The organism is Alicycliphilus sp. T452 (assembly GCF_054512775.1).
Genome location: NZ_JBTNEH010000034.1, coordinates 11,069 through 32,997, shown reverse-complemented (window position 1 = coordinate 32,997; position 21,929 = coordinate 11,069). Strand labels below are relative to the sequence as shown.

At 69.1% G+C, this 21,929-nt stretch carries 18 protein-coding genes; 12 read left to right on the top strand and 6 right to left on the bottom strand.

Annotation, left to right across the window (positions count from 1 at the left end; all coding sequences use genetic code 11):
- Positions 1-112: 112 nt before the first annotated feature.
- From ACX12L_RS21010 to ACX12L_RS20990, 5 genes are all read left to right on the top strand, one after another.
- Positions 113-1,723 carry an acyl-CoA carboxylase subunit beta gene (locus ACX12L_RS21010; protein WP_459264375.1) on the top strand — a complete coding sequence of 537 codons (1,611 nt, stop codon included), beginning with the start codon at positions 113-115 and terminating at the stop codon, positions 1,721-1,723.
- A 133-nt stretch (positions 1,724-1,856) separates the two neighbouring features.
- Entirely contained in the window at positions 1,857-3,020 is a 1,164-nt protein-coding gene (locus ACX12L_RS21005; protein ID WP_459264374.1) for an acyl-CoA dehydrogenase family protein, read from the top strand.
- Between the two features lie 13 nt (positions 3,021-3,033).
- On the top strand, positions 3,034-5,022 hold the full coding sequence (locus ACX12L_RS21000; protein WP_459264373.1) for an acetyl/propionyl/methylcrotonyl-CoA carboxylase subunit alpha: 1,989 nt from the start codon (positions 3,034-3,036) through the stop codon (positions 5,020-5,022).
- Entirely contained in the window at positions 5,019-6,791 is a 1,773-nt protein-coding gene (locus ACX12L_RS20995) for an acyclic terpene utilization AtuA family protein (protein ID WP_459264372.1), read from the top strand. The genes ACX12L_RS21000 and ACX12L_RS20995 overlap by 4 nt, the downstream gene beginning before the upstream one ends.
- Positions 6,792-6,825: 34 nt before the next feature.
- Positions 6,826-7,848, top strand: coding sequence for a Bug family tripartite tricarboxylate transporter substrate binding protein (locus ACX12L_RS20990; RefSeq protein WP_459264371.1), 1,023 nt, complete (start codon positions 6,826-6,828; stop codon positions 7,846-7,848).
- Here the strand turns inward: ACX12L_RS20990 and ACX12L_RS20985 are convergent.
- Positions 7,845-8,687 (bottom strand): LysR substrate-binding domain-containing protein, encoded by an 843-nt coding sequence (locus ACX12L_RS20985; protein ID WP_013516933.1) that lies wholly within the window; start codon positions 8,685-8,687, stop codon positions 7,845-7,847. The genes ACX12L_RS20990 and ACX12L_RS20985 overlap by 4 nt on opposite strands.
- A gap of 53 nt (positions 8,688-8,740) precedes the next feature.
- Between ACX12L_RS20985 and ACX12L_RS20980 the strand changes: the two genes are divergently transcribed.
- Together ACX12L_RS20980 and ACX12L_RS20975 are read left to right on the top strand one after the other, a co-directional pair.
- Complete coding sequence (locus ACX12L_RS20980; RefSeq protein ID WP_459264370.1) at positions 8,741-9,598, top strand: enoyl-CoA hydratase/isomerase family protein; 858 nt, start codon at positions 8,741-8,743, stop codon at positions 9,596-9,598.
- Between the two features lie 9 nt (positions 9,599-9,607).
- On the top strand, positions 9,608-10,825 hold the full coding sequence (locus tag ACX12L_RS20975; RefSeq protein WP_459264369.1) for a CaiB/BaiF CoA transferase family protein: 1,218 nt from the start codon (positions 9,608-9,610) through the stop codon (positions 10,823-10,825).
- Here the strand turns inward: ACX12L_RS20975 and ACX12L_RS20970 are convergent.
- The 5 genes from ACX12L_RS20970 to dnaA all read right to left on the bottom strand — a co-directional run bounded on the left by ACX12L_RS20970 (position 10,822) and on the right by dnaA (position 17,158).
- On the bottom strand, positions 10,822-11,232 hold the full coding sequence (locus tag ACX12L_RS20970) for a YkgJ family cysteine cluster protein (RefSeq protein ID WP_459264368.1): 411 nt from the start codon (positions 11,230-11,232) through the stop codon (positions 10,822-10,824). The genes ACX12L_RS20975 and ACX12L_RS20970 overlap by 4 nt on opposite strands.
- A complete protein-coding gene (locus ACX12L_RS20965; RefSeq protein WP_459264367.1) occupies positions 11,229-11,714 on the bottom strand; it encodes a GNAT family N-acetyltransferase in 486 nt (161 codons plus the stop codon). The genes ACX12L_RS20970 and ACX12L_RS20965 overlap by 4 nt, the downstream gene beginning before the upstream one ends.
- 97 nt (positions 11,715-11,811) lie before the next feature.
- Positions 11,812-14,388: a DNA topoisomerase (ATP-hydrolyzing) subunit B gene (gene gyrB / locus ACX12L_RS20960; RefSeq protein ID WP_459264366.1), complete on the bottom strand. Its 2,577-nt coding sequence runs from the start codon at positions 14,386-14,388 to the stop codon at positions 11,812-11,814.
- Positions 14,389-14,503: 115 nt separating this feature from the next.
- Positions 14,504-15,610: a DNA polymerase III subunit beta gene (gene dnaN / locus ACX12L_RS20955; RefSeq protein WP_459264365.1), complete on the bottom strand. Its 1,107-nt coding sequence runs from the start codon at positions 15,608-15,610 to the stop codon at positions 14,504-14,506.
- A 126-nt stretch (positions 15,611-15,736) separates the two neighbouring features.
- A complete protein-coding gene (gene dnaA, locus ACX12L_RS20950; RefSeq protein ID WP_459264364.1) occupies positions 15,737-17,158 on the bottom strand; it encodes a chromosomal replication initiator protein DnaA in 1,422 nt (473 codons plus the stop codon).
- Between the two features lie 299 nt (positions 17,159-17,457).
- Between dnaA and rpmH the strand changes: the two genes are divergently transcribed.
- The 5 genes from rpmH to ACX12L_RS20925 all read left to right on the top strand — a co-directional run bounded on the left by rpmH (position 17,458) and on the right by ACX12L_RS20925 (position 21,751).
- Positions 17,458-17,592, top strand: a complete 135-nt coding sequence (gene rpmH, locus ACX12L_RS20945) for a 50S ribosomal protein L34 (protein WP_005798102.1) — start codon at positions 17,458-17,460, stop codon at positions 17,590-17,592.
- Positions 17,593-17,634: 42 nt separating this feature from the next.
- The gene (locus ACX12L_RS20940; RefSeq protein WP_459264363.1) at positions 17,635-18,090 is read left to right on the top strand and encodes a ribonuclease P protein component; all 456 of its coding nucleotides are present in this window, start codon (positions 17,635-17,637) and stop codon (positions 18,088-18,090) included.
- Entirely contained in the window at positions 18,087-18,380 is a 294-nt protein-coding gene (yidD, locus tag ACX12L_RS20935; RefSeq protein ID WP_013521157.1) for a membrane protein insertion efficiency factor YidD, read from the top strand. Before ACX12L_RS20940 ends, yidD begins: the two co-directional genes overlap by 4 nt.
- Positions 18,377-20,071: a membrane protein insertase YidC gene (gene yidC / locus ACX12L_RS20930; protein ID WP_459264362.1), complete on the top strand. Its 1,695-nt coding sequence runs from the start codon at positions 18,377-18,379 to the stop codon at positions 20,069-20,071. Before yidD ends, yidC begins: the two co-directional genes overlap by 4 nt.
- Positions 20,072-20,164: 93 nt before the next feature.
- Entirely contained in the window at positions 20,165-21,751 is a 1,587-nt protein-coding gene (locus ACX12L_RS20925) for an ABC transporter substrate-binding protein (protein WP_459264361.1), read from the top strand.
- Positions 21,752-21,929: the final 178 nt, after the last annotated feature.

Here is a 21,929-nt window from a genome sequence, read left to right as displayed (position 1 = left end):
ACCCGTCGCGTCGTTCGCCATGATGGATCTCACGCAGGCCGGCTTCGGCTTGCGGCATCCATAGGCTGAAGTTATTTCCATGCCGCCCCGGCGCGGTTCAGGAGACGCAACGATGGCAGAGAAGACCGGCACTGGCCAGGAACCGGGCAGCGCGCAGCGCAACCGCGCGCACATGCTGGAGTGCCTCGACGAGGTGCGGCGGCTGGAGCAGCGGGCGGTGGAGCGCTCCGCGCGCGCGGCCCGGCATTTCCATGCGCAGGGCAAGCTGCTGCCGCGCGAGCGGCTCGCGCATCTGCTCGATGCCGACCGGCCCTTCTACGAGCTGATGACGCTGTCGGGCTACTGCGGCCTGGAAAACCCCGACCCGGCGACCAGCGTGCCCGGCAGCGCGCTGATCGTGGGCATCGGCCACATCAGCGGCGTGCGCTGCATGGTGGCGGCCAACGACTCGGGCATCAGCGCCGGCGCGATGCAGGCGCTCACCGGGCAGAAGCTCATCCGCGCGCAGAAGATCGCGCTGGCCCAGAAGCTGCCCTTCGTGCAGCTGGTGGAGAGCGCGGGAGGCAACCTGCGCAAGTACCGGGTCGAACGCTTCCTGGTGGGCGGCGGCATGTTCTACAACCTGGCGCGGCTGTCGGCCGCGGGGCTGCCGGTGGTGGCGCTGATCCACGGCTCGTCGGCGGCCGGCGGCGCCTACCTGCCTGGCCTGTCGGACTACGTGGTGATGGTGCGCGGGCAGGCCCATGCCTACCTGGCCGGGCCGTCGCTGCTCAAGGCCGCCACCGGCGAGGAGGCGAGCGACGAGGAGCTGGGCGGCGCGGACATGCACGCCGCCGTGTCGGGCCTGGCCGACTACGTGGCCGACAACGACCTGGACGGCATCATGCGCGTGCGCGAGATCATGCAGCGCATCGGCTGGCATGGCGCGCCCGCGCCGCAGGCGGCGCCCCCGCTGCACGACGCCGACGAGCTGCTCGCCATCATGCCCGCCGACATGCGCACGCCGGTGGACATGCGCGAGGTGATCGCGCGGCTGGTGGACGGCTCGGAGTTCCACGCGTTCAAGGAGTTGTTCGGCCCGGCCACGGTGTGCGGCTACGCGGCCATCGAGGGGCATGCGGTGGGCATCCTGACCAACAACGGCCCGCTGGACAGCGACGGCTCCAACAAGGCCGCGCAGTTCATCCAGCTGTGCGTGCAGCTGGGCCGGCCGCTGGTCTTCCTGCAGAACATCACCGGCTTCATGGTGGGCCGCAGGCACGAGGAGGCCGGCATGATCAAGCACGGCGCCAAGCTCATCCAGGCGCTGTCGAACGCGCCGGTGCCGCGCTTCACGGTGCTGTGCGGCGCCTCGTACGGCGCGGGCAACTACGGCATGTGCGGGCGCGCCTTCAAGCCCGACCTGCTGTTCTCCTGGCCCAACGCCAGGACGGCGGTGATGGGCGGCGAGCAGGCCGCGATGACCATGCGCACCGTGGCCGAGAACGCCGCCCGGCGCGGCGGCAAGGATGTCGACGAGGCGGCGCTGGCGGCCGAGAGCCGGGCCATCGTGGAAACGTTCGAGTCGCAGTCCAGCGCCATCCACACCAGCAGCCTGCTGATGGACGACGGGGTGATCGACCCGCGCGAAACCCGCGCCTGGCTGGGCATGGCGCTGGCCACCGCCTTTGATGCCCGCGAGCGCGCGGTGCAGCCCATGCAGTTCGGCGTGGCGCGCCTGTAGCGGGCGTGGCGCGGCGGCTCAAAAAAGAGAGCTGCCAGCGCTTGCCGCCAAAGGTTTTCGGGCACTTTTCATTCAAAAACAAAGGCATGACGAGCGCTGGCAGCTCTCATTTTTTCCATAAGGAGACCCCATCATGATGACTTCCGACCACATCGCCCTGCAGGACAGCGTGCGCAAGCTGATCGAGCGCGAGATCGAGCCGCACGTGGACGAGTGGGAGGCGGCCGAGATCTTCCCCGCGCACGAGGTGTTCAAGAAGCTGGGCTCGGCCGGCTTCCTGGGCGTGAACAAGCCCGTGGAGTTCGGCGGCATGGGGCTGGACTACAGCTACGAGATCGCGTTCTGCGAGGCCGTCGGCGGCATCAGCTCGGGCGGCGTGGGCATGGCCATCGCGGTGCAGACCGACATGGCCACGCCGGCGCTCACGCACTTCGGCTCGGACGAGCTGCGCGAGCTGTTCCTCAAGCCCACGGTGGCGGGCGACATGGTGGTGTGCCTGGGCGTGTCCGAATCGGGCGCGGGCTCGGACGTGGCCTCGCTCAAGACCACGGCGCGCAAGGACGGCGGCGACTACGTCATCAACGGCTCGAAGATGTGGATCACCAACGGCACCCAGGCCGACTGGATGTGCCTGCTGGCCAACACCAGCGAGGGCGACGTGCACCGCAACAAGTCGCTCATCTGCCTGCCGCTGCGCGAGAACGGCAAGCTGCGTCCCGGCATCAGCATGCAGAAGATCAAGAAGGTGGGCATGTGGGCGTCCGACACGGCGCAGGTCTTCTTCGACGAGGTGCGCGTGCCGCAGCGCTACCGCATCGGCGAGGAGGGCAAGGGCTTCACCTACCAGATGCGCCAGTTCCAGGAAGAGCGCCTGAGCGGCGCCACGCGGCGCGTGACGGCGCTGTCCAACGTGATCGACGAGACCATCGCGTACACGCGCCAGCGCAAGGCCTTCGGCCGCTCCATCCTCGACAACCAGGCCGTGCACTTCCGCCTGGCTGAGCTCAAGACCGAGGTGGAGATGCTGCGCTCGCTGATCTACCGCGCGGCCCAGGTGCACATGGGCGGCGGCGACATGACGGAGCTGGCCTCGATGGCGAAACTGAAGGCCGGGCGCCTGTGCCGCGAGGTGACCGACTCGTGCCTGCAGTACTGGGGCGGCATGGGCTTCACCTGGGAGAACAAGGTCTCGCGCGCCTGGCGCGACCTGCGGCTGATCTCGATCGGCGGCGGCGCCGACGAGATCATGCTGACCATCATCTGCAAGCACATGGGCATCCTGCCCAAGCGCGCCTGAACGGGGGGGCACGATGCGTTTCGACACGCTGCTCGTGGCCAACCGGGGCGAGATCGCCCTGCGCATCCTGCGCACCGCGCGGCGCATGGGCCTGCGCACGGTGGCCGTGTATTCCGACGCCGACGCGCACGGCCCCCACGTGCGCGCCGCGGACCTGGCCGTGCACATCGGCCCCACGCCGGCCGACCAGAGCTACCGCAACGGCGCGGCGCTGATCGAGGCCTGCCGCCGCACCGGCGCCCAGGCCATCCACCCGGGCTACGGCTTCCTGTCGGAGAACGCCGAGTTCGCGCAGGCCGTGGCCGACGCGGGCCTGGTCTTCGTCGGCCCCTCGGCGCGCGTGATCGCGCTCATGGGCAACAAGGCCCAGGCCAAGCAGGCCATGCAGGCCGCGGGTGTGCCCACGGTGCCGGGCGAGCAGGGCTGCGCCACGCAGGAGCAGATCGCCGCGGCGGCGCGGCGCATCGGCTTTCCGGTCATCCTCAAGGCCGCGGCCGGCGGCGGCGGGCGCGGCATGCGCGTGGTGCGCGAGCCGGGCGCGCTGGCCGAGATGTTCCGCCAGGCGCAGTCCGAGGCGGCGGGCGCCTTCGGCTCCGGCGAGATCATCATCGAGCGCGCGATCGAGCGCGGCCGCCACATCGAGGTGCAGGTGCTGTGCGACGAGCACGGCCGCTGCCTGCACCTGGGCGAGCGCGACTGCTCCACGCAGCGGCGCTTCCAGAAGCTGATCGAGGAAGCGCCCTCGCCCGCGGTGGACGCCCAACTGCGCGAGGCCATGGGCCAGGTGGCGCGCCAGGCCTGCGAGGCCATCGGCTACACCGGCGTGGGCACGCTGGAGTTCCTGCTCGACGAGCACCGGCGCTTCTACTTCATGGAGATGAACACCCGCCTGCAGGTGGAGCACGGCGTGACCGAGCTGGTCACGGGGCTGGACCTGGTGGAGCAGCAGATCCGCGTGGCCCAGGGCGAGGCCCTGGCATTCGGCCAACAGGACGTGCGGCTCACGGGCCACGCGATCGAGCTGCGCCTGTGCGCCGAAGACCCGTGGGCTGGTTTTTTGCCCCAGGTGGGCACCGTGGGCGAGTGGCAAGCGCCCGCCGGCATCCGCACGGATACGGCGCTGGCCAGCGGCATGGCGATCAGCCCGTTCTACGACTCGATGGTCGCCAAGCTCATGGCCTGGGGCGAGAGCCGCGAAGCCTGCATCGCCCAGCTGGCGCGCGCCTGCGAGCGCACCACGGCGCTGGGCGTGCGCACCAACCTGGGGTTCCTGGCGCGCTGCCTGCGGCACCCGCGCTTCGCGCAAGGCCAGGTGACCACGGACTTCCTGGCGCAAGAGGACCTGCGGCAGCCGTTCTGGCGGCGCGAGCCCTCGTCGCACGCGCTGGCCGCGGCGGCGCTGGTGCTGGGCGGCGCGGTGAAGACCGCCATGGCCGGGCCGGCGGAGCGCCTGGGCGGGCGGTCGCTGTGGCTGCGCGACGCCACCGCCGGCGCCGACGGCACGACCGTGCAATGCACGCTGGCGCCCGGCGCCGCGGGCCTGGCGCTGCAGTGCAAGGCGGGTGCGGACCCGCAGGAATCCACCTGGCAGATCGCCCACCTGCGCTGGCACCAGGATGCGGGCGGCGCCCGCCTGGGGCTGGCCATCGACGGCATCTACCGCGAGCTGGCCTGCTGGCAACAGGATGGCGGGCCGCTATGGGTGCAGGACGGCGCGGACGCCTTCGTCTTCGAGCGCGTCGAGCGCTTCGCCGCGGCGGGCAGCCGGCAGGGTAGCGGTTTGCTGCGCGCGCCGATGAGCGGCCGCGTGATCGCGGTGCTGGCCGGCGAGGGGCAGGAAGTGGCGCAGGGCGACCCGCTGGTCGTCATCGAGTCCATGAAGATGGAAATGCCGCTGGCCGCGCCTTGCGCGGGCCGCATCGCGCAATTGCATGTCAGCCAGGGCCAGCAGCTCAACGCCGGCCAGGCCGTTCTGGAAGTGATGGGGGAGGAGACGCCATGAATCAAACCGTTCTGATCGGAGGCGCCTCCGGCTTCTGGGGCGACTCGCAGATCGCCGTGCCGCAGCTGCTGCGCCAGCCCGGGCTGCAGTACCTGGTGTTCGACTACCTGGCCGAGACCACCATGTCCATCCTGCAGCGCGCCCGGCTGCGCGCGCCGGAGCTGGGCTACGCGACGGACTTCGTCACCGCCGCCGTCGGCCCGCACCTGCGCGAGATCAAGGCCAAGGGCGTGCGCCTGGTCTCCAACGCCGGCGGCCTGAACCCCGCGGGCTGCCGCGACGCCATCCTGGCGCTGGCGCGCGAGCAGGGCGTGGACCTGAAGGTGGCCATCGTCACCGGCGACGACGTGCTGGACCTGCAGCCCCGGTTCGAGCCCTGGGACGACGAGGCCACGGCGGACCTGCCCGCATTGATGTCGGCCAACGCCTACCTGGGCGCGGCGCCCGTCGCGCAGGCGCTGGCCAGCGGCGCCGACATCGTGGTCACGGGCCGCTGCGTGGACAGCGCCTCGCTGCTGGGCATCGCCATCCACGAATTCGGCTGGCGCATGACGGACTACGACCGGCTCGCCCAGGCCAGCCTGGCGGGCCACCTGGTGGAATGCGGCGCGCAGGCCACGGGCGGCCTGTTCACCGACTGGGAGCAGGTGCCCGACTGGTCCGACATCGGCTACCCGCTGGTGCGGCTGCAGGCCGACGGCAGCTTCGAGCTGTCGCAGCCCGAGGGCGCGGGCGGGCTGGTCACGCGGCAGACGGTGGGCGAGCAGCTGCTGTACGAGATCGGCGACCCCGCGGCTTACGAGCTGCCCGACGTGGTGTGCGACTTCACGCAGGTCGCGATCACCGACCTGGACGGAGGGCGCGTGCGGGTGCAGGGCGCGCGCGGCCGCGCGCCCGGCGGCCGCTACAAGGTCACGGCCACCTACCAGCAGGGCTGGCACATCGCCATCATGATGGCCATCCGCGGCCAGCGCGCGCTGGCCAAGGCGCAGCGCACGGCCGACGCGCTGCTGGCGCGCACGCGCCGCCAGATGCAGGCGGCGGGCTTCGCCGACTACGAGGACACCCTGGTCGAGCTGCTGGGCGCCGAATCCATGTACGGCCCGCACCGGCGCGTGGCCGACAGCCGCGAGATCGTGCTGCGCATCGCCGCCCGGCACCGCGACAGGCGCGCGCTGGCCTTCCTGCAGAAAGAGGCCTCTTCCGCCGGCACCTCGATGGGGCCGGGCACGCGCAGCCATTTCGGCGGCCGCTCCGACGTGCAGAGCATCATCCGCACCGCCTCGTTCCTGCTGCCCAAGGCGGCGGCCGCGGTGCAGGTGCAGGCCGCGCCGGACGAGGCGCCGGTGGCGGTCGAAGCGGCCGATGCCGCGGCGGCGCCGGCCGCACCCAACCCGCCCGCGTCCACGGCCACGGTCGCCGCTGCCACCGGCCCCACGGTGCGCATCGCGCTGGGCCGCATCGCCCACGGCCGCAGCGGCGACAAGGGCGACGACGCCAACATCGGCCTGATGGCCCGCGATCCGAAATGGCTGCCGGTGCTGCGCGGGCAGCTCACCGCCGAGCGGGTGCTTCAGTACTTCGCCCACCTGGTGCAGGGGCCGGTGCAGCGCTACGAGCTGCCGGGCCTGGGCGCCTTCAACTTCGTGCTGCGCCGCGCGCTGGGCGGCGGCGGCTCGTGCAGCCTGCGCTCGGACCCGCTGGGCAAGTGCTACGCGCAGATGCTGCTGGACATGGAGATCGATTGCCCCGAAGACCTGGCGCCATGAGCGTCTTTCCATAGCGATACCAAGGAGACAGACCATGCAGATACTGAATCACGAATCCCGGTTGTCACGCCGCGAACTGCTGCGCAGCGCGGGCGCCATGGGGTTGGGCATGGCGGCGGGCCTGCCCGCCCTGGCCCAGGGCGCGGGCGCCGCCGACTTCAAGCTCGACAAGCAGGTGCGCATCATCGTCGCCTATGGGGCGGGCGGCGCGTCGGACGCCATTGCGCGCTACGTGGGCGACGCCATCGCCCAGCGCGGCGGCAAGCCGGTGATCGTGGAGAACCGCCCCGGCGCGGACGGCAACATCGCGGCCGAGGCCGTGGTGCGCGCGCCGGCCGATGCCTACAACCTGCTGGTGTCGGGCTCGTCCACCCATGCGGCCAACGCCACGATCTACAAGAAGCTGGCCTACGACCCGGACAAGGACTTCACGCCGCTGGCTACCATGGCCAACACGCCGTACGCAATGCTGGTCAATCCCAAGCGCATCGCGCAGACCTCGGCCGTGGACTTCCTGGCCTGGGCCCGCAAGGACGGGCAGACCCTGTCGTTCGCCAGCGCCAACGTGGGCGGGCGCATCGCGGGCGAGCGCTTCAAGCAGCTCACCAGGATCAACGCGGTGAACGTGCCCTACAAGAGCAGCGCCCAGGCCATGACGGACCTGATCGGCGGCCAGTTCGACTACTACTTCTGCGACATGCTGACGGCGCTGCCGCAGATCAAGGCCGGCACGGTGCGGGCGCTCGCGCTGTCCAGCAGCAAGCGCATCGCCAGCCTGCCGGACGTGCCCACCGTGGCCGAGCTGGGCTATCCCGACTTCGACGTCAGCTCTTGGATCGCGATCTGGAGCGCCAGGGCCACCACGCCGCAGCCCGTGTCGGCCGCGCTGTCGCGCTGGATCGGCGAGGCGCTGGAATCGCCCGCGGGGCAGGACTTCCTCGTCAAGAAGGGCCTGGTGCCCACGCCGGTCTCGCCCGAGCACCTGCTGCACCTGCAGGCGCGCGACACCAGGGACTGGGGCCGGATCATCATCGAAGCCGGGATGCAGCAGCCCTAATGGGGTGCGATCAGATGGCGGACCTTCATCGCGCTTTCGTGGCTGGCGTCGGCGCGCCAGTACAGGCAGAAGCTGATCGGCGGCAGCGCCGGCAGGCGGGCCTGCGGGTCGAGCACGCGCAGGTCGGGGGCCAGCATCTCCACGGCGCGTGCCGTGACGCCCAGCCCCGCGCGCAGCGCGGCGCGCACGCCGGCCAGGGTCGATGTCTCGAAGGCCGCGTGCCAGGGGATGCCGGCCTCGGTCAGCGCCTGCACCATGCTGCTGCGGAAGGGGCAGGCGGCCTCCATCAGGATCAAGGGCACCGAGGCGCCGGCCTGCGGGTGGTAGCGCGCGCCGGCGATCCAGGCCACGGGCGAGGTGCGCAGCACCGTGTGCGCGAACTCGGGGTGCGGGGTGATGTCCAGCATCAGGTCGATGTCGCCCTTGCGCAGCGCCGACGCGAGCCAGCGGCTGCGGCCGACCTGGATGTCGATGCTCAGGTTGGGGAAGTTCTCGGCGCAGATCTCCAGGTAGGCGGGCAGCAGGGTGTCCACGGCGTCGGCGCAGGCGCCGATCTTCACGGGCTGGGTGGCCGCCTGCTGGGTGATGACGCGGTAGGCCTCGTCGTTGAGGCCGACCATGCGCCGCGCGTATTCCAGCAGCCGCACGCCCTCCACGGTCAGCTTCTTGCGCCGGCCCACGCGCTCGAACAGCGCGCAGCCCAGCACGGATTCGAGCTTCTGCATCTGCTGGGACACCGCCGCCTGCGTGCGGTAGACCTTCTCGGCGGCGTTGGTGAAGCTCTCGCGCTCCGCCACCGCCACGAAGGTGCGCAGCAGGCCGATATCGAGGTTGCGCATGCCCTTGCTCATGCGCGGCCATTGTAGGTAGCTCTTTGGGAAAGAGGTTTCCGATGCAAGCAGAAGACAGCGAAGCCTGGGTGCTCGCGTCCCGCGTGGGGCCGGTGGCCCGCATCCATCTCAACCGCGGCGATGCCCGCAACCCCCTGGGGGCGGAGATGGTGCAGGCATTGTCCGCGGCGGTGGGCGAGGCATCCGGCCAGAGCGGGGTGCGCGTCATCCTGCTGACGGCCGCGGGCCCGGCGTTCAGCGCCGGGGGCAACCTGGGCAACCTGGGCGACAGGCTGGCTGCCGCGGCGGGGCCCGACGGGCGCGACCCCATCGCCGCCGGCAACCGCCGCTACGGCGAGTTCCTGACGCAGCTGGTGAACGTGCCGCAGGTGACCGTGGCCTGCGTCCAGGGCGCGGCCATGGGCGGCGGCGCCGGCCTGGTCTGCGCGGTGGACATCGCCATCGGCTCGCCCGAGGCCCGGTTCGGCTTTCCCGAGGCCGCGATCGGCCTGGTGCCGGGGCAGATCCTGCCGTTCGTCGCCGCGCGCCTGGGCCTGCCCGCGGCCCGGCGGCTGGTGCTGACCGGGCGGCGCATCGACGCGGCCGAGGCCCACCGCATCGGCCTGCTGGACTACGTGGCCGACTCGCACCAGGCGCTGGGCGCGCTCGCGCGGCAGGTGCTGGAATCCGTCGTGGCCACGGCGCCGCAGGCCTCGGCCTGCACCAAGCGCATGCTGGGCCGGCTGCCCGTGGCGCCGCTGCAGGCCAGCGGCGCGCTGCAGGGCTACCTGGACGAGGCAGCGGAGCTGTTCGCCCGCCAGATGCGCTCGGAGGCGATGGAGGGCGTGAGCGCCGCCCGCGAAAAGCGGCCCGCCCGCTGGAATGCGGCCGGCGAGCTGTCGGCACTGGATCTTGCATAGGAGACCGCCATGGCGTCATTGGATGGTTTGAAGGTGGTGGACCTGTCGCGCGTGCTGGGCGGTCCGCTGTGCGCGCAGATCCTGGGCGATCACGGGGCGGACGTCGTCAAGGTCGAGGGCCCCGCGGGCGACGAGACCCGCACCTGGGGGCCGCCGTTCAACGATGCCGGCATGGCCTCGTACTTCGCCGGCATCAACCGCAACAAGCGCACCGTGTGCGTGGACCTGTCCGCGCCCGAGGGGCGCGACGTGGTGATGCGGCTGCTGCAGGACGCCGACGTGCTGATCGAGAACTTCAAGGTCGGCACGCTGGAGCGCTGGGGCATGGGCTACGACGAGGTGCTGCGCGAGCGCTTCCCGCGCCTGATCCACTGCCGCGTGACCGGCTTCGGCGCCACCGGCCCGCTGGGCGGGCTGCCGGGCTACGACGCCGCGGTGCAGGCGCTCAGCGGGCTGATGAGCATCAACGGCGACCCCGACGGCGTGGCCACGCGCATGGGCGTGCCCATCGTCGATGTGACCACCGGGCTCAACGCCGTTATCGGCATCCTCATGGCGCTGCACGAGCGCGAGCGCAGCGGCCGGGGCCAGTCGGTGGAGTCGGCACTGTTCGACAGCGCGCTCTTTTCGCTGTACCCGCACTCCATCAACACCCTGTTCACCGGGCGCGCGCCTCAGCGCTCGGGCAACGGGCATCCCAACATCGCGCCCTACGACACCTACGCCACCGCCACCGAGCCCATCTACCTGGCCGTGGGCAACAACGGCCAGTTCCAGCGCCTGTGCGAGGCCGTGGGCCACGCGCACCTGGCCGAGGACGAGCGCTATGCCACCAACGCCCAGCGCGCCGTGCACCGCTTCGAACTCAAGAAGGATCTGCAAAGCGCCTTCAGCCGCTTCGACGCGCAGACGCTGTTCCAGAAGCTGGTGGCGGTGGGCGTGCCCTGCGGCGTGATCCAGAACGTGGTCGAGGCGCTGGCCCATCCGCACACGGCGCACCGCGGCATGGTGGCCGAGGTGGAGGGCTTCCGCTCCGTGGCCTCGCCGATCAAGTTCAGCCGCACGCCGGCCAGCTACCGCCTGCGGCCGCAGGAGATTGGCCAGAGCACCCTGCAGGTGCTGGGAGAGGCCGGCCTGTCGCAGGAGCAGATCGCGCTCCTGCTGGAGCGGGGCGTGATCCGGCAGGCCCCACGGCCCACGGCGGCACCAGACGGCGAGTCGCCCTAGCGGCGCTGCAGCGCCTTCGCCCCATAGGCGCAATATCCCGGCCTGGGGCTCTTCGTCTGCGGATGCAGGCGGCAGGTCTCGGGCCGCCGCTCGTACACCGTGCACAGCCGGGTCGCGGCGTCCAGAAAGCCGCAGTCCCCATCGGCGCGCCGCGCCATGGTGAAGAGCCCGTGCCTGGGGCTGTAGTGGTCCACCAGCCTGGCCTTGAGCAGCCGCCTGGCGATCAGCTTCGGCGCGACATGCTCCGCCTCGAACGGGTCGACCAGCCCCAGCCGCACCAGATCGGGCAGCTGCACCTCCAGCGGCATGGTGCAGCAGTTGGCCGCGCAGCTGGCGCACAGGCCGGCGCGGTAGCGGGTCCAGGTGTCGGGGCGATCGACGTCGACGATGGCGATGGGGGATCTCATGGCGCCGTGGCCAGCGCCTGCAGCTCGGCTCCCGTCAGGCGGTAGCGTATCCACTCGCTCTGCGGCTTGGCGCCCAGGCTTTCGTACAGCGCGATGGAGGGGGCGTTCCAGTCCAGCACGCTCCACTCGAAGCGGCCGCAGTCGTTGTCCACCGCGATGCGCGCCAGGTGTTTGAGCAGCGCCATGCCCGCGCCCTTGCCGCGGTGCTCGGGCGCGACGTACAGGTCTTCCAGGTACAGCCCGTGGCGTCCCTGCCATGTGGAGTAGTTGAAGAAATAGACGGCAAAGCCCACGGCGGTTTCGCCCTCCTCGCAGATCAGCCCGAAGACCTTGGGCTCGGCGCAGAACAGCGTGCGGTGCACATGTTCGGTGGTCGCCAGCACCTCGTGCTCGGCGTTTTCATACACCGCCAGCTCGCGCACGAAGCGCAGGATCACGGGCGTGTCGTCGATGGTGGCTGGGCGGATGGTGAGCGCGCTCATACACGGATGCGGATGGTGGAGGGGCTGCGGGGCTGCGCCATTGAAAAGAGGCCACCCGGGGGCGGCCTCCTGAGGTGTAAAGCGGCGGCCGCGGGGATCAGACGTCGATATTGCCGGCGCGCAGCGCATTCGTCTCGATGAAGTCCCTGCGCGGCTCCACCTCGTCGCCCATGAGCATGGTGAACACCCGGTCGGCCTCGATGGCGTCGTCGATCTGCACGCGCAGCAGGCGCCGCACCTCGGGGTCCATGGTGGTTTCCCAGAGCTGCTCGGGGTTCATCTCGCCCAGGCCCTTGTAGCGCTGGCGGGCCGTGGTGCGTTCGGCCTCGCCGATGAGCCACTGCATGGCCTGGCGGAAGTCGGAGATCTTTTCCTCCTTCTGCTTCTCGCCCTCGCCGCGCATGACCTTGGCGCCCTCCTGGATCAGGCCGCGGAAGCTCTCGGCGGCCTCGGCCAGGGCGGCGTAGTCGTCGCCGGCCACGAAGTCCTGCGTGATGAGGCTGCTCTTGATGTTGCCGTGGTGGTGGCGGCTGATGCGCAGGATGGGCTTGTCGGTGCGCGGGTCGATCTCGCCCGTCACGTCGGCGGGCACGCCGCTGGTGTTCAGTTCGCGCAGCTTGGCCTGCAGCTGCACGGCGCTGGCTTGGGCGTCTTCCAGGGTGTCGAGGTTGAAGGCCACGCCGTCGGCCGCGGCGCGCAGGGCCTCGGCGTCCATGAAGGCCGACAGGCGGTCGATGACGTGCTCGGCGTGCTGGTGCGTGCGCGCCAGGGCGGCGAGCTCGTCGCCGGCCAGGGTGCGTGGCGCGTCGCCGCCGGTGCCGATGCTGGCGTGGTTCAGCGCCACGCGCAGCAGGAAGTTGTCGAGCGCGGCGGCGTCCTTCAGGTACAGCTCTTCCTTGCCGTTCTTGACCTTGTACAGCGGCGGCTGGGCGATGTAGATGTGGCCGCGCTCGACGAGCTCGGGCATCTGGCGGTAGAAGAAGGTGAGCAGCAGGGTGCGGATGTGCGCGCCGTCCACGTCGGCGTCGGTCATGATGATGATGCGGTGGTAGCGCAGCTTGGTGGCGTCGAAGTCGTCGGCGCCGCTCTTGCCGTTGCCGTCCTCGCTGGCCTTGCCGATGCCGGTGCCCAGCGCCGTGATCAGGGTGATGATTTCGTTGCTGGACAGGAGCTTCTCGTAGCGCGCCTTCTCCACGTTCAGGATCTTGCCGCGCAGCGGCAGGATGGCCTGGAACTTGCGGTCGCGCCCCTGCTTGGCGCTGCCGCCGGCGGAGTCGCCCTCGACGATGTAGATCTCGCACAGCGCCGGGTCTTTCTCCTGGCAGTCGGCCAGTTTGCCGGGCAGGCCCATGCCGTCGAGCACGCCCTTCCTGCGCGTCATCTCGCGCGCCTTGCGCGCGGCCTCGCGCGCGCGCGCAGCCTCGACGATCTTGCCGCAGAGGATCTTGGCGTCCTGGGGCTTTTCCTCCAGGTACTCGGTGAGCGCCTTGGCGACGATGTCCTCGACCGGCGCGCGCACTTCGCTGCTGACCAGCTTGTCCTTGGTCTGGCTGCTGAACTTGGGCTCGGGCACCTTGACGCTCAGCACGCAGCACAGGCCCTCGCGCATGTCGTCGCCGCTCACGTCCACCTTGGCCTTCTTGGCGAGCTCGTTCTGCTCGATGTACTTGCCGATCACGCGCGTCATGGCGGCGCGCAGGCCCGTGAGGTGGGTGCCGCCGTCGCGCTGCGGGATGTTGTTGGTGAAGCAGAGCACCTGCTCGTTGTAGCCGTCGTTCCACTGCATGGCGACCTCGACGCCGATCTCGGTGCCGGGGATGCCGCCGTAGCTCTCGGCCGGGCGCGTGCCCGTGGCGTGGAAGGCCGTGGGGTGCAGCACCTTCTTCGTGCCGTTGATGAATTCCACGAAGCCCTTGACGCCGCCGGCGCCGGAGAAGTCGTCCTCCTTGCCCGTGCGCTCGTCGATGAGGCGGATGCGCACGCCGTTGTTGAGGAACGAGAGCTCGCGCAGGCGCTTGGCCAGGATCTCATAGTGGAAGTCGCTGTTCTCCTTGAAGATCTCGGTGTCGGGCAGGAAGCGCACCTCGGTGCCGCGCTTTTCCGTGGGGCCGACGATCTTCATGGGCGAGACCTCGAAGCCGTCCACCGTCTCGGTCAGGCGGTTCTGCACCACGCCCTTGGAGAATTCGAGCTGGTGCGTCTGCCCGTCGCGGCGCACCGTCAGGCGCAGCTTCTTCGAGAGCGCGTTCACGCACGACACGCCCACGCCGTGCAGGCCGCCCGAGACCTTGTAGCTGTTCTGGTTGAACTTGCCGCCCGCGTGCAGCTCGGTGAGCGCGATCTCGGCCGCCGAACGCTTGGGCTCGTGCTTGTCGTCCATCTTCACGCCCGTGGGGATGCCGCGGCCGTTGTCGATCACGCTGATGGAGTTGTCGGTGTGGATGGTGACGACGATGTCGTCGCAGTGCCCGGCCAGCGCTTCGTCGATGGAGTTGTCCACCACCTCGAACACGAGGTGGTGCAGGCCCGTGCCGTCCGACGTGTCGCCGATGTACATGCCCGGGCGCTTGCGCACGGCTTCCAGGCCTTCCAGGATCTGGATGGCGCCTTCGCCGTAGCCGCCGGCGTCAACGCCTGCGGGGGCCATGGTCTGGGGATGATTCTCGTCGGTCATGAAATGCCTTGGGGCCGGGTGGCCCCTGGCGCATGGCGAGGGGCCGGAATTCTCTAAGCCAAAATCGGTGCCAGCGCCCGTCCATCAAGCGCTGGCAGCTATCAAAAAAATAGGGTCAGATGCGCATGGGCATCACGACGTACTTGAAATGCGCGTTGTCGGGAATGCCGAAGACGACCGAGCTGTTGCCGTCCTGCAGTTCCATCTTCACCATGTCCTGGCCCATGTTGGCCAGTACGTCGATGAGGTAGGTCACGTTGAAGCCGATCTCGATGCTGTCGCCGCCGTAGTCGATGTCGAGTTCGTCCACGGCCTCTTCCTGCTCGGCGTTGGTGGACGCCACGCGCAGGCTGCCGGGTTCGATGTTCAGGCGCACGCCCTTGAACTTCTCGCTCGTCATGATGGCCGTGCGCTGCAGGCTGGCCAGCAGCGGCGCGCGGCCCAGGGTAATGGTGTGCTGGTGGTTGCGCGGGATGACGCGGTTGTAGTCGGGGAACTTGCCCTCGACCAGCTTGGTGACGAACTCCATGCCGCCGAAGCCGAACTTGGCCTGGTTGTTGGCAAAGCGCATCTCGATGGCGCCGTCGGCGTCCGACAGCAGGCGCTGCAGCTCCAGCACCGTCTTGCGCGGCAGGATCACCTCCTGCTTGGGCACTTCCATGTCGAGCTCGGCGCTGGCGAAGGCCAGGCGGTGGCCGTCGGTGGCCACCAGCGAGAGCGTCTTGCCCTCGGCCACGAACAGGATGCCGTTCAGGTAGTAGCGGATGTCCTGCACTGCCATGGCGAACGACACCTGGGACAGCAGGGTCTTGAGCGTCTTTTGCGGCACGCTGAACGCGGGGCCGAAGCTGGCGGCCTCCTGTACCAGCGGGAAGTCCTCGGCCGGCAGGGTCTGCAGCGTGAAGCGGCTCTTGCCGCCCTTGAGGATCAGCTTGGTCTGGCTGTTCTCCAGGCTCACCGTCTGGTCGGCGGGCATGGTCTTGAGGATGTCGATGAGCTTGCGCGCCCCCACCGTGGTCGTGAAGTCGCCCGTGTCGCCGCCCAGCTCGGCCGTGGTGCGGATCTGGATCTCCAGGTCGCTGGTGGTGAACTGCAGCGCATTGCCGGTCTTGCGGATCAGCACGTTGGCCAGGATGGGCAGCGTATGCCGGCGCTCGACGATGCCGGACACGGATTGCAGGACGGCGAGAACCTTGTCTTGTGTTGCCTTCAGGACAATCATGTCGTCAACCTTTGGTGGTTTTGGAATGGGTGCGCAGACGGCGGCATGGGCCATGCCCCTCCCTGGCCGTCGGACCTGCCATTTTGCCCGCGAACGGGCGTGCTTCCGCGGGGCCGTGGGCTTTCATCATCCCTTGAGCGTCTGCTCCAGCACGTGCAGCTGCTGGTTGAGTTCGGTCAGCTGCTGGCGCTCGGCGCCGATCTTGCGCACCGCGTGCAGCACCGTGGTGTGGTCGCGCCCGCCGAACAGCTCGCCGATCTCGGGCAGGCTCTTCTGCGTGAGCTCCTTGGCCAGGTACATGGCGATCTGGCGCGGCCGCGCGATGCTGGCCGGGCGCTTCTTGCTGTACATGTCGGCGACCTTGATCTTGTAGTAGTCGGCCACCGTCTTCTGGATGTTCTCCACGCTGATCTGGCGGTTCTGGATCGAGAGCAGGTCGCGCAGCGCCTCGCGCGCGAGCTGTATCGACACTTCCTTCTGGTTGAAGCGCGAGTACGCCAGGATCTTGCGCAGCGCGCCTTCGAGCTCGCGCACGTTGGAGCGCACGTTCTTGGCGACGAAGAAGGCCACCTCCTCGGGCATCTCGGCATGCTCGGCGCGCGCCTTGTTGATCAGGATGGCCACGCGCATCTCCAGCTCCGGCGGCTCGATCGCCACCGTCAGCCCCGAGTCGAAGCGCGAGACCAGGCGCTCGTGGATGTTCGCCAGGCCCTTGGGGTAGGTGTCGCTGGTCATCACGATGTGGCTCTTCTTGGCCAGCAGCGCCTCGAAGGCGTTGAAGAACTCCTCCTGCGTGCGGTCCTTGTTCGCGAAGAACTGCACGTCGTCGATCAGCAGCAAGTCGAGCGAGTGGTAGCGCTCCTTGAAATCGTCGAAGGTGCGCCTTTGGTACGACTTGACCACATCCGAGACGAACTGCTCGGCATGGATGTAGAGAACTTTGGCGTCGGGCCGGTCCGCGAGCAGCTTGTTGCCCACAGCGTGCACCAGGTGGGTCTTGCCCAGGCCCACGCCGCCGTAGATGAACAGCGGGTTGTACAGGTGGCCCGGCGAGCCCGCCACGTGCATGGCGGCCGAGCGCGCCATGCGGTTGGCCGTGCCCTCGACCAGCGTGTCGAAGGTGAGCGCGGGGTTCAGGCGCGTGCGGAAGGCGCCGGCGGGCGGCTCCTCGGCCGCGGCGCTGGCCGGCGCATTGGCGGCGGGCGCCTCGGTGCTGGTCGCCACGGGGCGGACATAAGTCCTGGCAACGGATTCGCGCTGAGCGAGCGCTAACTCTAGCGTAACCGGCTGGCCGTACAGGCCCTCCAGCAGCGCTGAGATCCGCCCCGCATACTGGGCGCGGATCCAGTCGAGCTTGAAGCGGTTGGCCACCAGCAGGGTGACCTTGGAGAAATCGGGGGAGACCTGGGCCACGAGGGGCTTGATCCAGGTGTTGAACTGCTGCTCCGGCAGGTCCTGTGCCAGCTGCTCGGTGCAGGCCTGCCACAGACCCTGGCCGGCGCTGTCGCCGTCCGTGTCGTGGCTGGAATGGGAGGGTCCCTCGTGCATTACGGGAAGTTCTAGTTGTGGATAGGAGGAACGGTCGAAGGCCGTAGATTCTAGCTTGTCAAGGAGTTATCCACAATTCGGAGGGTGCGCGGGGCGGCAATATTTTCGGCCCCGGGCATTGCCAGGCCTGGGCCGCCCTGCAATAATCGCGGGTTTCCCTGAATGCGTTCAGGGTGATCGAGCCCGGGCGGCTGCTTTTCTTGCGCGATGCCAGTCGATGTCGTGCAAGGCGGGCGGCCAGTCCGGCGGGCGCGGCCGATCGAAGCGGCGCCTGTAACTGAACCCTTCAAGGATTGAACATGAAACGTACCTACCAGCCTTCCAAGACCCGCCGCGCACGCACCCATGGTTTCCTCGTGCGCATGAAGACGCGCGGCGGCCGCGCCGTCATCAACGCCCGCCGCGCCAAGGGTCGCAAGCGCCTGGCCGTCTAAGGCCGTGCCGCTCGGCGCCGCCCGAGCGGGGACGCTGCTCCCATGCACCGGCTGAAAACCCGCGCCCAGTTCCAGGCTGCCATGGCGGGAGGCACGGTCTCGCGCACGGCGCATTTCGCGCTGCACCGGCTCGGCCTTCCGGCCGCCGGGGCGGCACCCGCAGGGCCCGACCCCTTGCCGAAGGCATGGGAGTCGCAGGCCCTGTTCGCCGTTCCCCAGGGGCAGCCCGGCGTCTGGCTCGGGGCCATGGTGCCCAAGCGCTGGGCACGCCGCGCGGTCACGCGCAACACCATCAAGCGGCAGATCCATGCCGTGGCCGCCGGCTTCGAGCCGCGCATGCCGCAGGCCGCCCACGTGGTGCGCCTGCGCGCGGCCTTCGACCGCAAGCATTTCGTGAGCGCCACGTCGGACGCCCTGAAGGCCGCCGTGCGCGCCGAGCTGCAGCAGCTGTTCGCCGCGGCCGAGCGGCGCGGCGCGGCGGCGGGGGCCGCGCCATGATGCGCGCGCTGCTCATGGCCCTGGTGCGGGGCTACCGGCTGCTGCTCAGTCCCTGGATCGGGTCGGCCTGCCGCTTCGAGCCCACCTGCTCGCTGTATTCCCTGCAGGCGCTGGAGAAGCACGGCGCCGCCGCGGGCAGCTACCTCACCGTGCGGCGCCTGGCGCGCTGCCACCCCTGGTGCGAGGGAGGGCATGATCCCGTGCCGCAGCAACTGCCGCGCGGCATGCGCCTGTTCTCGCGGCTCACGCCTTCCGACACTCCATCCTCTTCACCTACGAAGCATTCATGAACGACATCCGCCGCACCATCCTGTGGGTGATCTTTGGCTTTTCCATGGTTTTGCTGTGGGACAAGTGGCAGATCCACAACGGCAACAAGGCCACCTTCTTCCCCACGCCGCCGGCCCAGACGGCCAGCGCGCCGGCGGTGGCGGCGTCCGTGGCGGGCGCGGCCAGCGTTCCCGCGGCCAGCAGCGCCGCGCCCGGCGCGGCCGCGCCGCCGCCGGCCGGCAGCCCGGTCCAGCCCGCAGCCACCCCGCGCGAGCGCGTCACGGTGAGCACCGACGTGCTGCGCCTGGCCTTCGACACCGAGGGCGGATCGCTGGTGCAGGGCGAGCTGCTGAAGTACCCGGAGATGGGGGACAAGTCCAAGCCCTTCCTGCTGCTCGATGAAAGCGCCGACCGCGTCTATGTGGCGCAGACGGGCCTCATCGGCGGCGCTTATCCCACCCACAAGACCCCCATGGCGCTGGTGTCCGGCCCGCGCGAGCTCAAGGACGGCGAGAACGAACTGCAGGTGCGCTTCGAGTCGCCTGACCTGGGGGGCGTGAAGCTGGTCAAGACCTGGACGCTCAAGCGCGGCGCCTACGACGTGGCCGTGCGCCACGAGGTGGTCAACACCGGCACCGCGCCCGTCTCGCCGCAGCTGTACCTGCAGCTGGCGCGCGACGGCAACAAGCCCGCGGGCGAATCGTCGTTCTATTCCACCTTCACCGGCCCGGCCGTCTACACCGAGGCCAAGAAGTACCACAAGGTGGAGTTCAAGGACATCGAGAGCGGCAAGGCCGAGATCGACAAGTCCTCCACCAACGGCTACGTGGCCATGGTGCAGCACTACTTCGCCACCGCCTGGCTGCTGGCCGACGGCGTGCAGCGCGACAACTTCGTGCGCAAGGTCGACGCCAACCTCTACTCCGTGGGCATGATCGCGCAGCTCGGCGAGATCGCCCCGGGCCAGTCCAAGGCCATGGACGCGCGCCTGTTCGCCGGCCCGCAGATCGAGACCCTGCTGGAAAAGCTGGCCCCCGGCCTGGAGCTGGTGAAGGACTACGGCTGGCTCACCATCCTGGCCAAGCCGCTGTACTGGCTGCTGGACCAGCTGCACAAGGTGATCGCCAACTGGGGCTGGTCCATCGTGGCGCTGGTGGTGCTGCTCAAGATCGCGTTCTACTGGCTCAATGCCAAGGCCTACGCCAGCATGGCCAAGATGAAGGCCATCAACCCGCGCATCCAGGAGATGCGCGAGCGCCTCAAGGACAAGCCGCAGCAGATGCAGCAGGAGATGATGCGCATCTACCGCGAGGAGAAGGTCAACCCCATGGGCGGCTGCCTGCCCATCATGATCCAGATCCCCGTGTTCATCGCACTCTACTGGGTGCTGCTGTCGAGCGTGGAGATGCGCGGCGCGCCGTGGATCGGCTGGATCCACGACCTGTCCTCGCCCGACCCGTTCTTCATCCTGCCGCTGCTCATGACGGCCAGCTCGCTGCTGCAGACCGCGCTCAACCCCGCGCCGCCCGACCCGATGCAGGCCAAGATGATGTGGCTCATGCCGCTGATGTTCAGCGTGATGTTCTTCTTCTTCCCGGCCGGCCTGGTGCTGTACTGGCTGACGAACAACATCCTGTCCATCGCCCAGCAGTGGATCATCAACAAGCGCATGGGCGTGCCGCCGCAGTTCAACCTGCCCAAGTTCCGCTGATCCGCCACGCGCAGCGACAACGGCCGCCTTCGTGCGGCCGTTGCCGTTTTGGGTAGGATGCATGGCTTGCAAACAACCTCAGGAGACAAGCCGATGACGCGACGCAGCCAATTCAAATTCGGCCTGGTGGGGACTGCCGTGCTTCTGGCCATGGGGGCGGCCCAGGCGGCCAACATGCGCTGGGCGGGCGCCAACGACATTCTCACCATCGATCCCCACGCCCAGAACCACCAGACCACGCACGCGTTCCTGCAGCAGATCTACGAGAGCCTGGTGCGCTACGACGCGAAGTACCAGATCGAGCCCGCGCTGGCGACGAAGTGGACCCAGATCACGCCCACCCAGGTGAGGTTCGAACTGCGCAAGGGCGTCAAATTCCACGACGGCGCGCCGTTCACGGCCGACGACGTGGTGTTCTCGCTCACGCGCGCGGGCACGGCGCCGTCCAACATGATGTCCGCGGTGCAAAGCGTCAAGGAGGTCAAGAAGGTCGACGACTACACCGTGGACCTGATCCTCAAGGGCCCCAACCCCATCCTGCTGCGCGAGATCACCGAGGCGCGCATCATGAACAAGGCCTGGGCCGAGAAGCACAACTCGCTCAAGTCGCAGGACTACGCCGGCAAGGAAGAGAGCTTCGCCTCGCGCAACGCCAACGGCACGGGCCCCTTCTCCCTGGTGAGCTGGCAGCCCGACCAGAAGCTCACGCTCAAGAAGAACCCCGGCTGGTGGGACAAGCCCAAGGGCAACATCGACGAGGTGGTGTTCACCCCCATCAAGTCGGCCGCCACGCGTACGGCGGCGCTGGTGTCGGGGCAGGTGGACTTCGTCGTCGATCCGCCGCCGCAGGACCTGGCGCGCATGAAGGCCGACGCCAGCCTCAAGCTCATCGAGGGCGCCGAGAACCGCACCATCTACCTGGGCCTGGACCAGTTCCGCGACGAGCTGCCCGGCGCCGGCACGCCCGGCAAGAACCCGCTCAAGGACAAGCGCGTGCGCCAGGCGCTGTACCAGGCCATCGACTCGGCCGGCCTGCACAGCCGCACCATGCGCAACCTGTCGGTGCCCGCCGGCGTGATGGTCGCGCCCATGGTGCATGGCTGGAGCAAGCAGCTCGATGAGCGCGCCGCCAAGTACGACGTGGAGGCCGCCAAGAAGCTGCTGGCCGACGCGGGCTATCCGCAGGGCTTCTCGCTCAGGCTCGACTGCCCCAACGACCGCTACGTGAACGACGAGGCCATCTGCCAGGCCGTCACCGCCATGTGGACGCGCATCGGCGTCAAGACGCAGCTGCAGACCGCGCCCATGGCGCAGTTCGTCACGCGCGTGATGAACAACGACGTGAGCGCCTACCTGTTCGGCTGGGGCGTGGCCACGTTCGACGCGCTGTACACGCTGGACTCCCTCATGTCCACCAAGGACGGCAAGACCGCCGCGGGCGTCTACAACGGCGGCCGCTTCAGCGACGCCAAGCTCGACGGCATGATCCAGCAGATCAAGGTCGAGATGGACACCGCGAAGCGCGACGCGCTGCTCCACGACGCGCTCAAGCTGACCAAGGACGAGTACTACTACCTGCCGCTGCACCACCAGATCCGCCCCTGGGCCATGCGCAAGAACGTGGAGACGGTGCACCGCGCGGACGACCGCCCGATGCCGATCTGGACCACGATCAAGTAGGCCGCTCCCCGTCCCGTTCCCCCATCCCAAGGCCCGCTCTGCGGGCCTTTTTGCTGTGTAGACCACGGGAGATGCGGGTTTCTACCAGTCCGTAAAGCCCGCCCGGCGCTTGAATGATTGAAATTTTTCTTTAGGATTCGCGCTTGTAAATTTTTTATCAACACCGCATTCTTCCGCC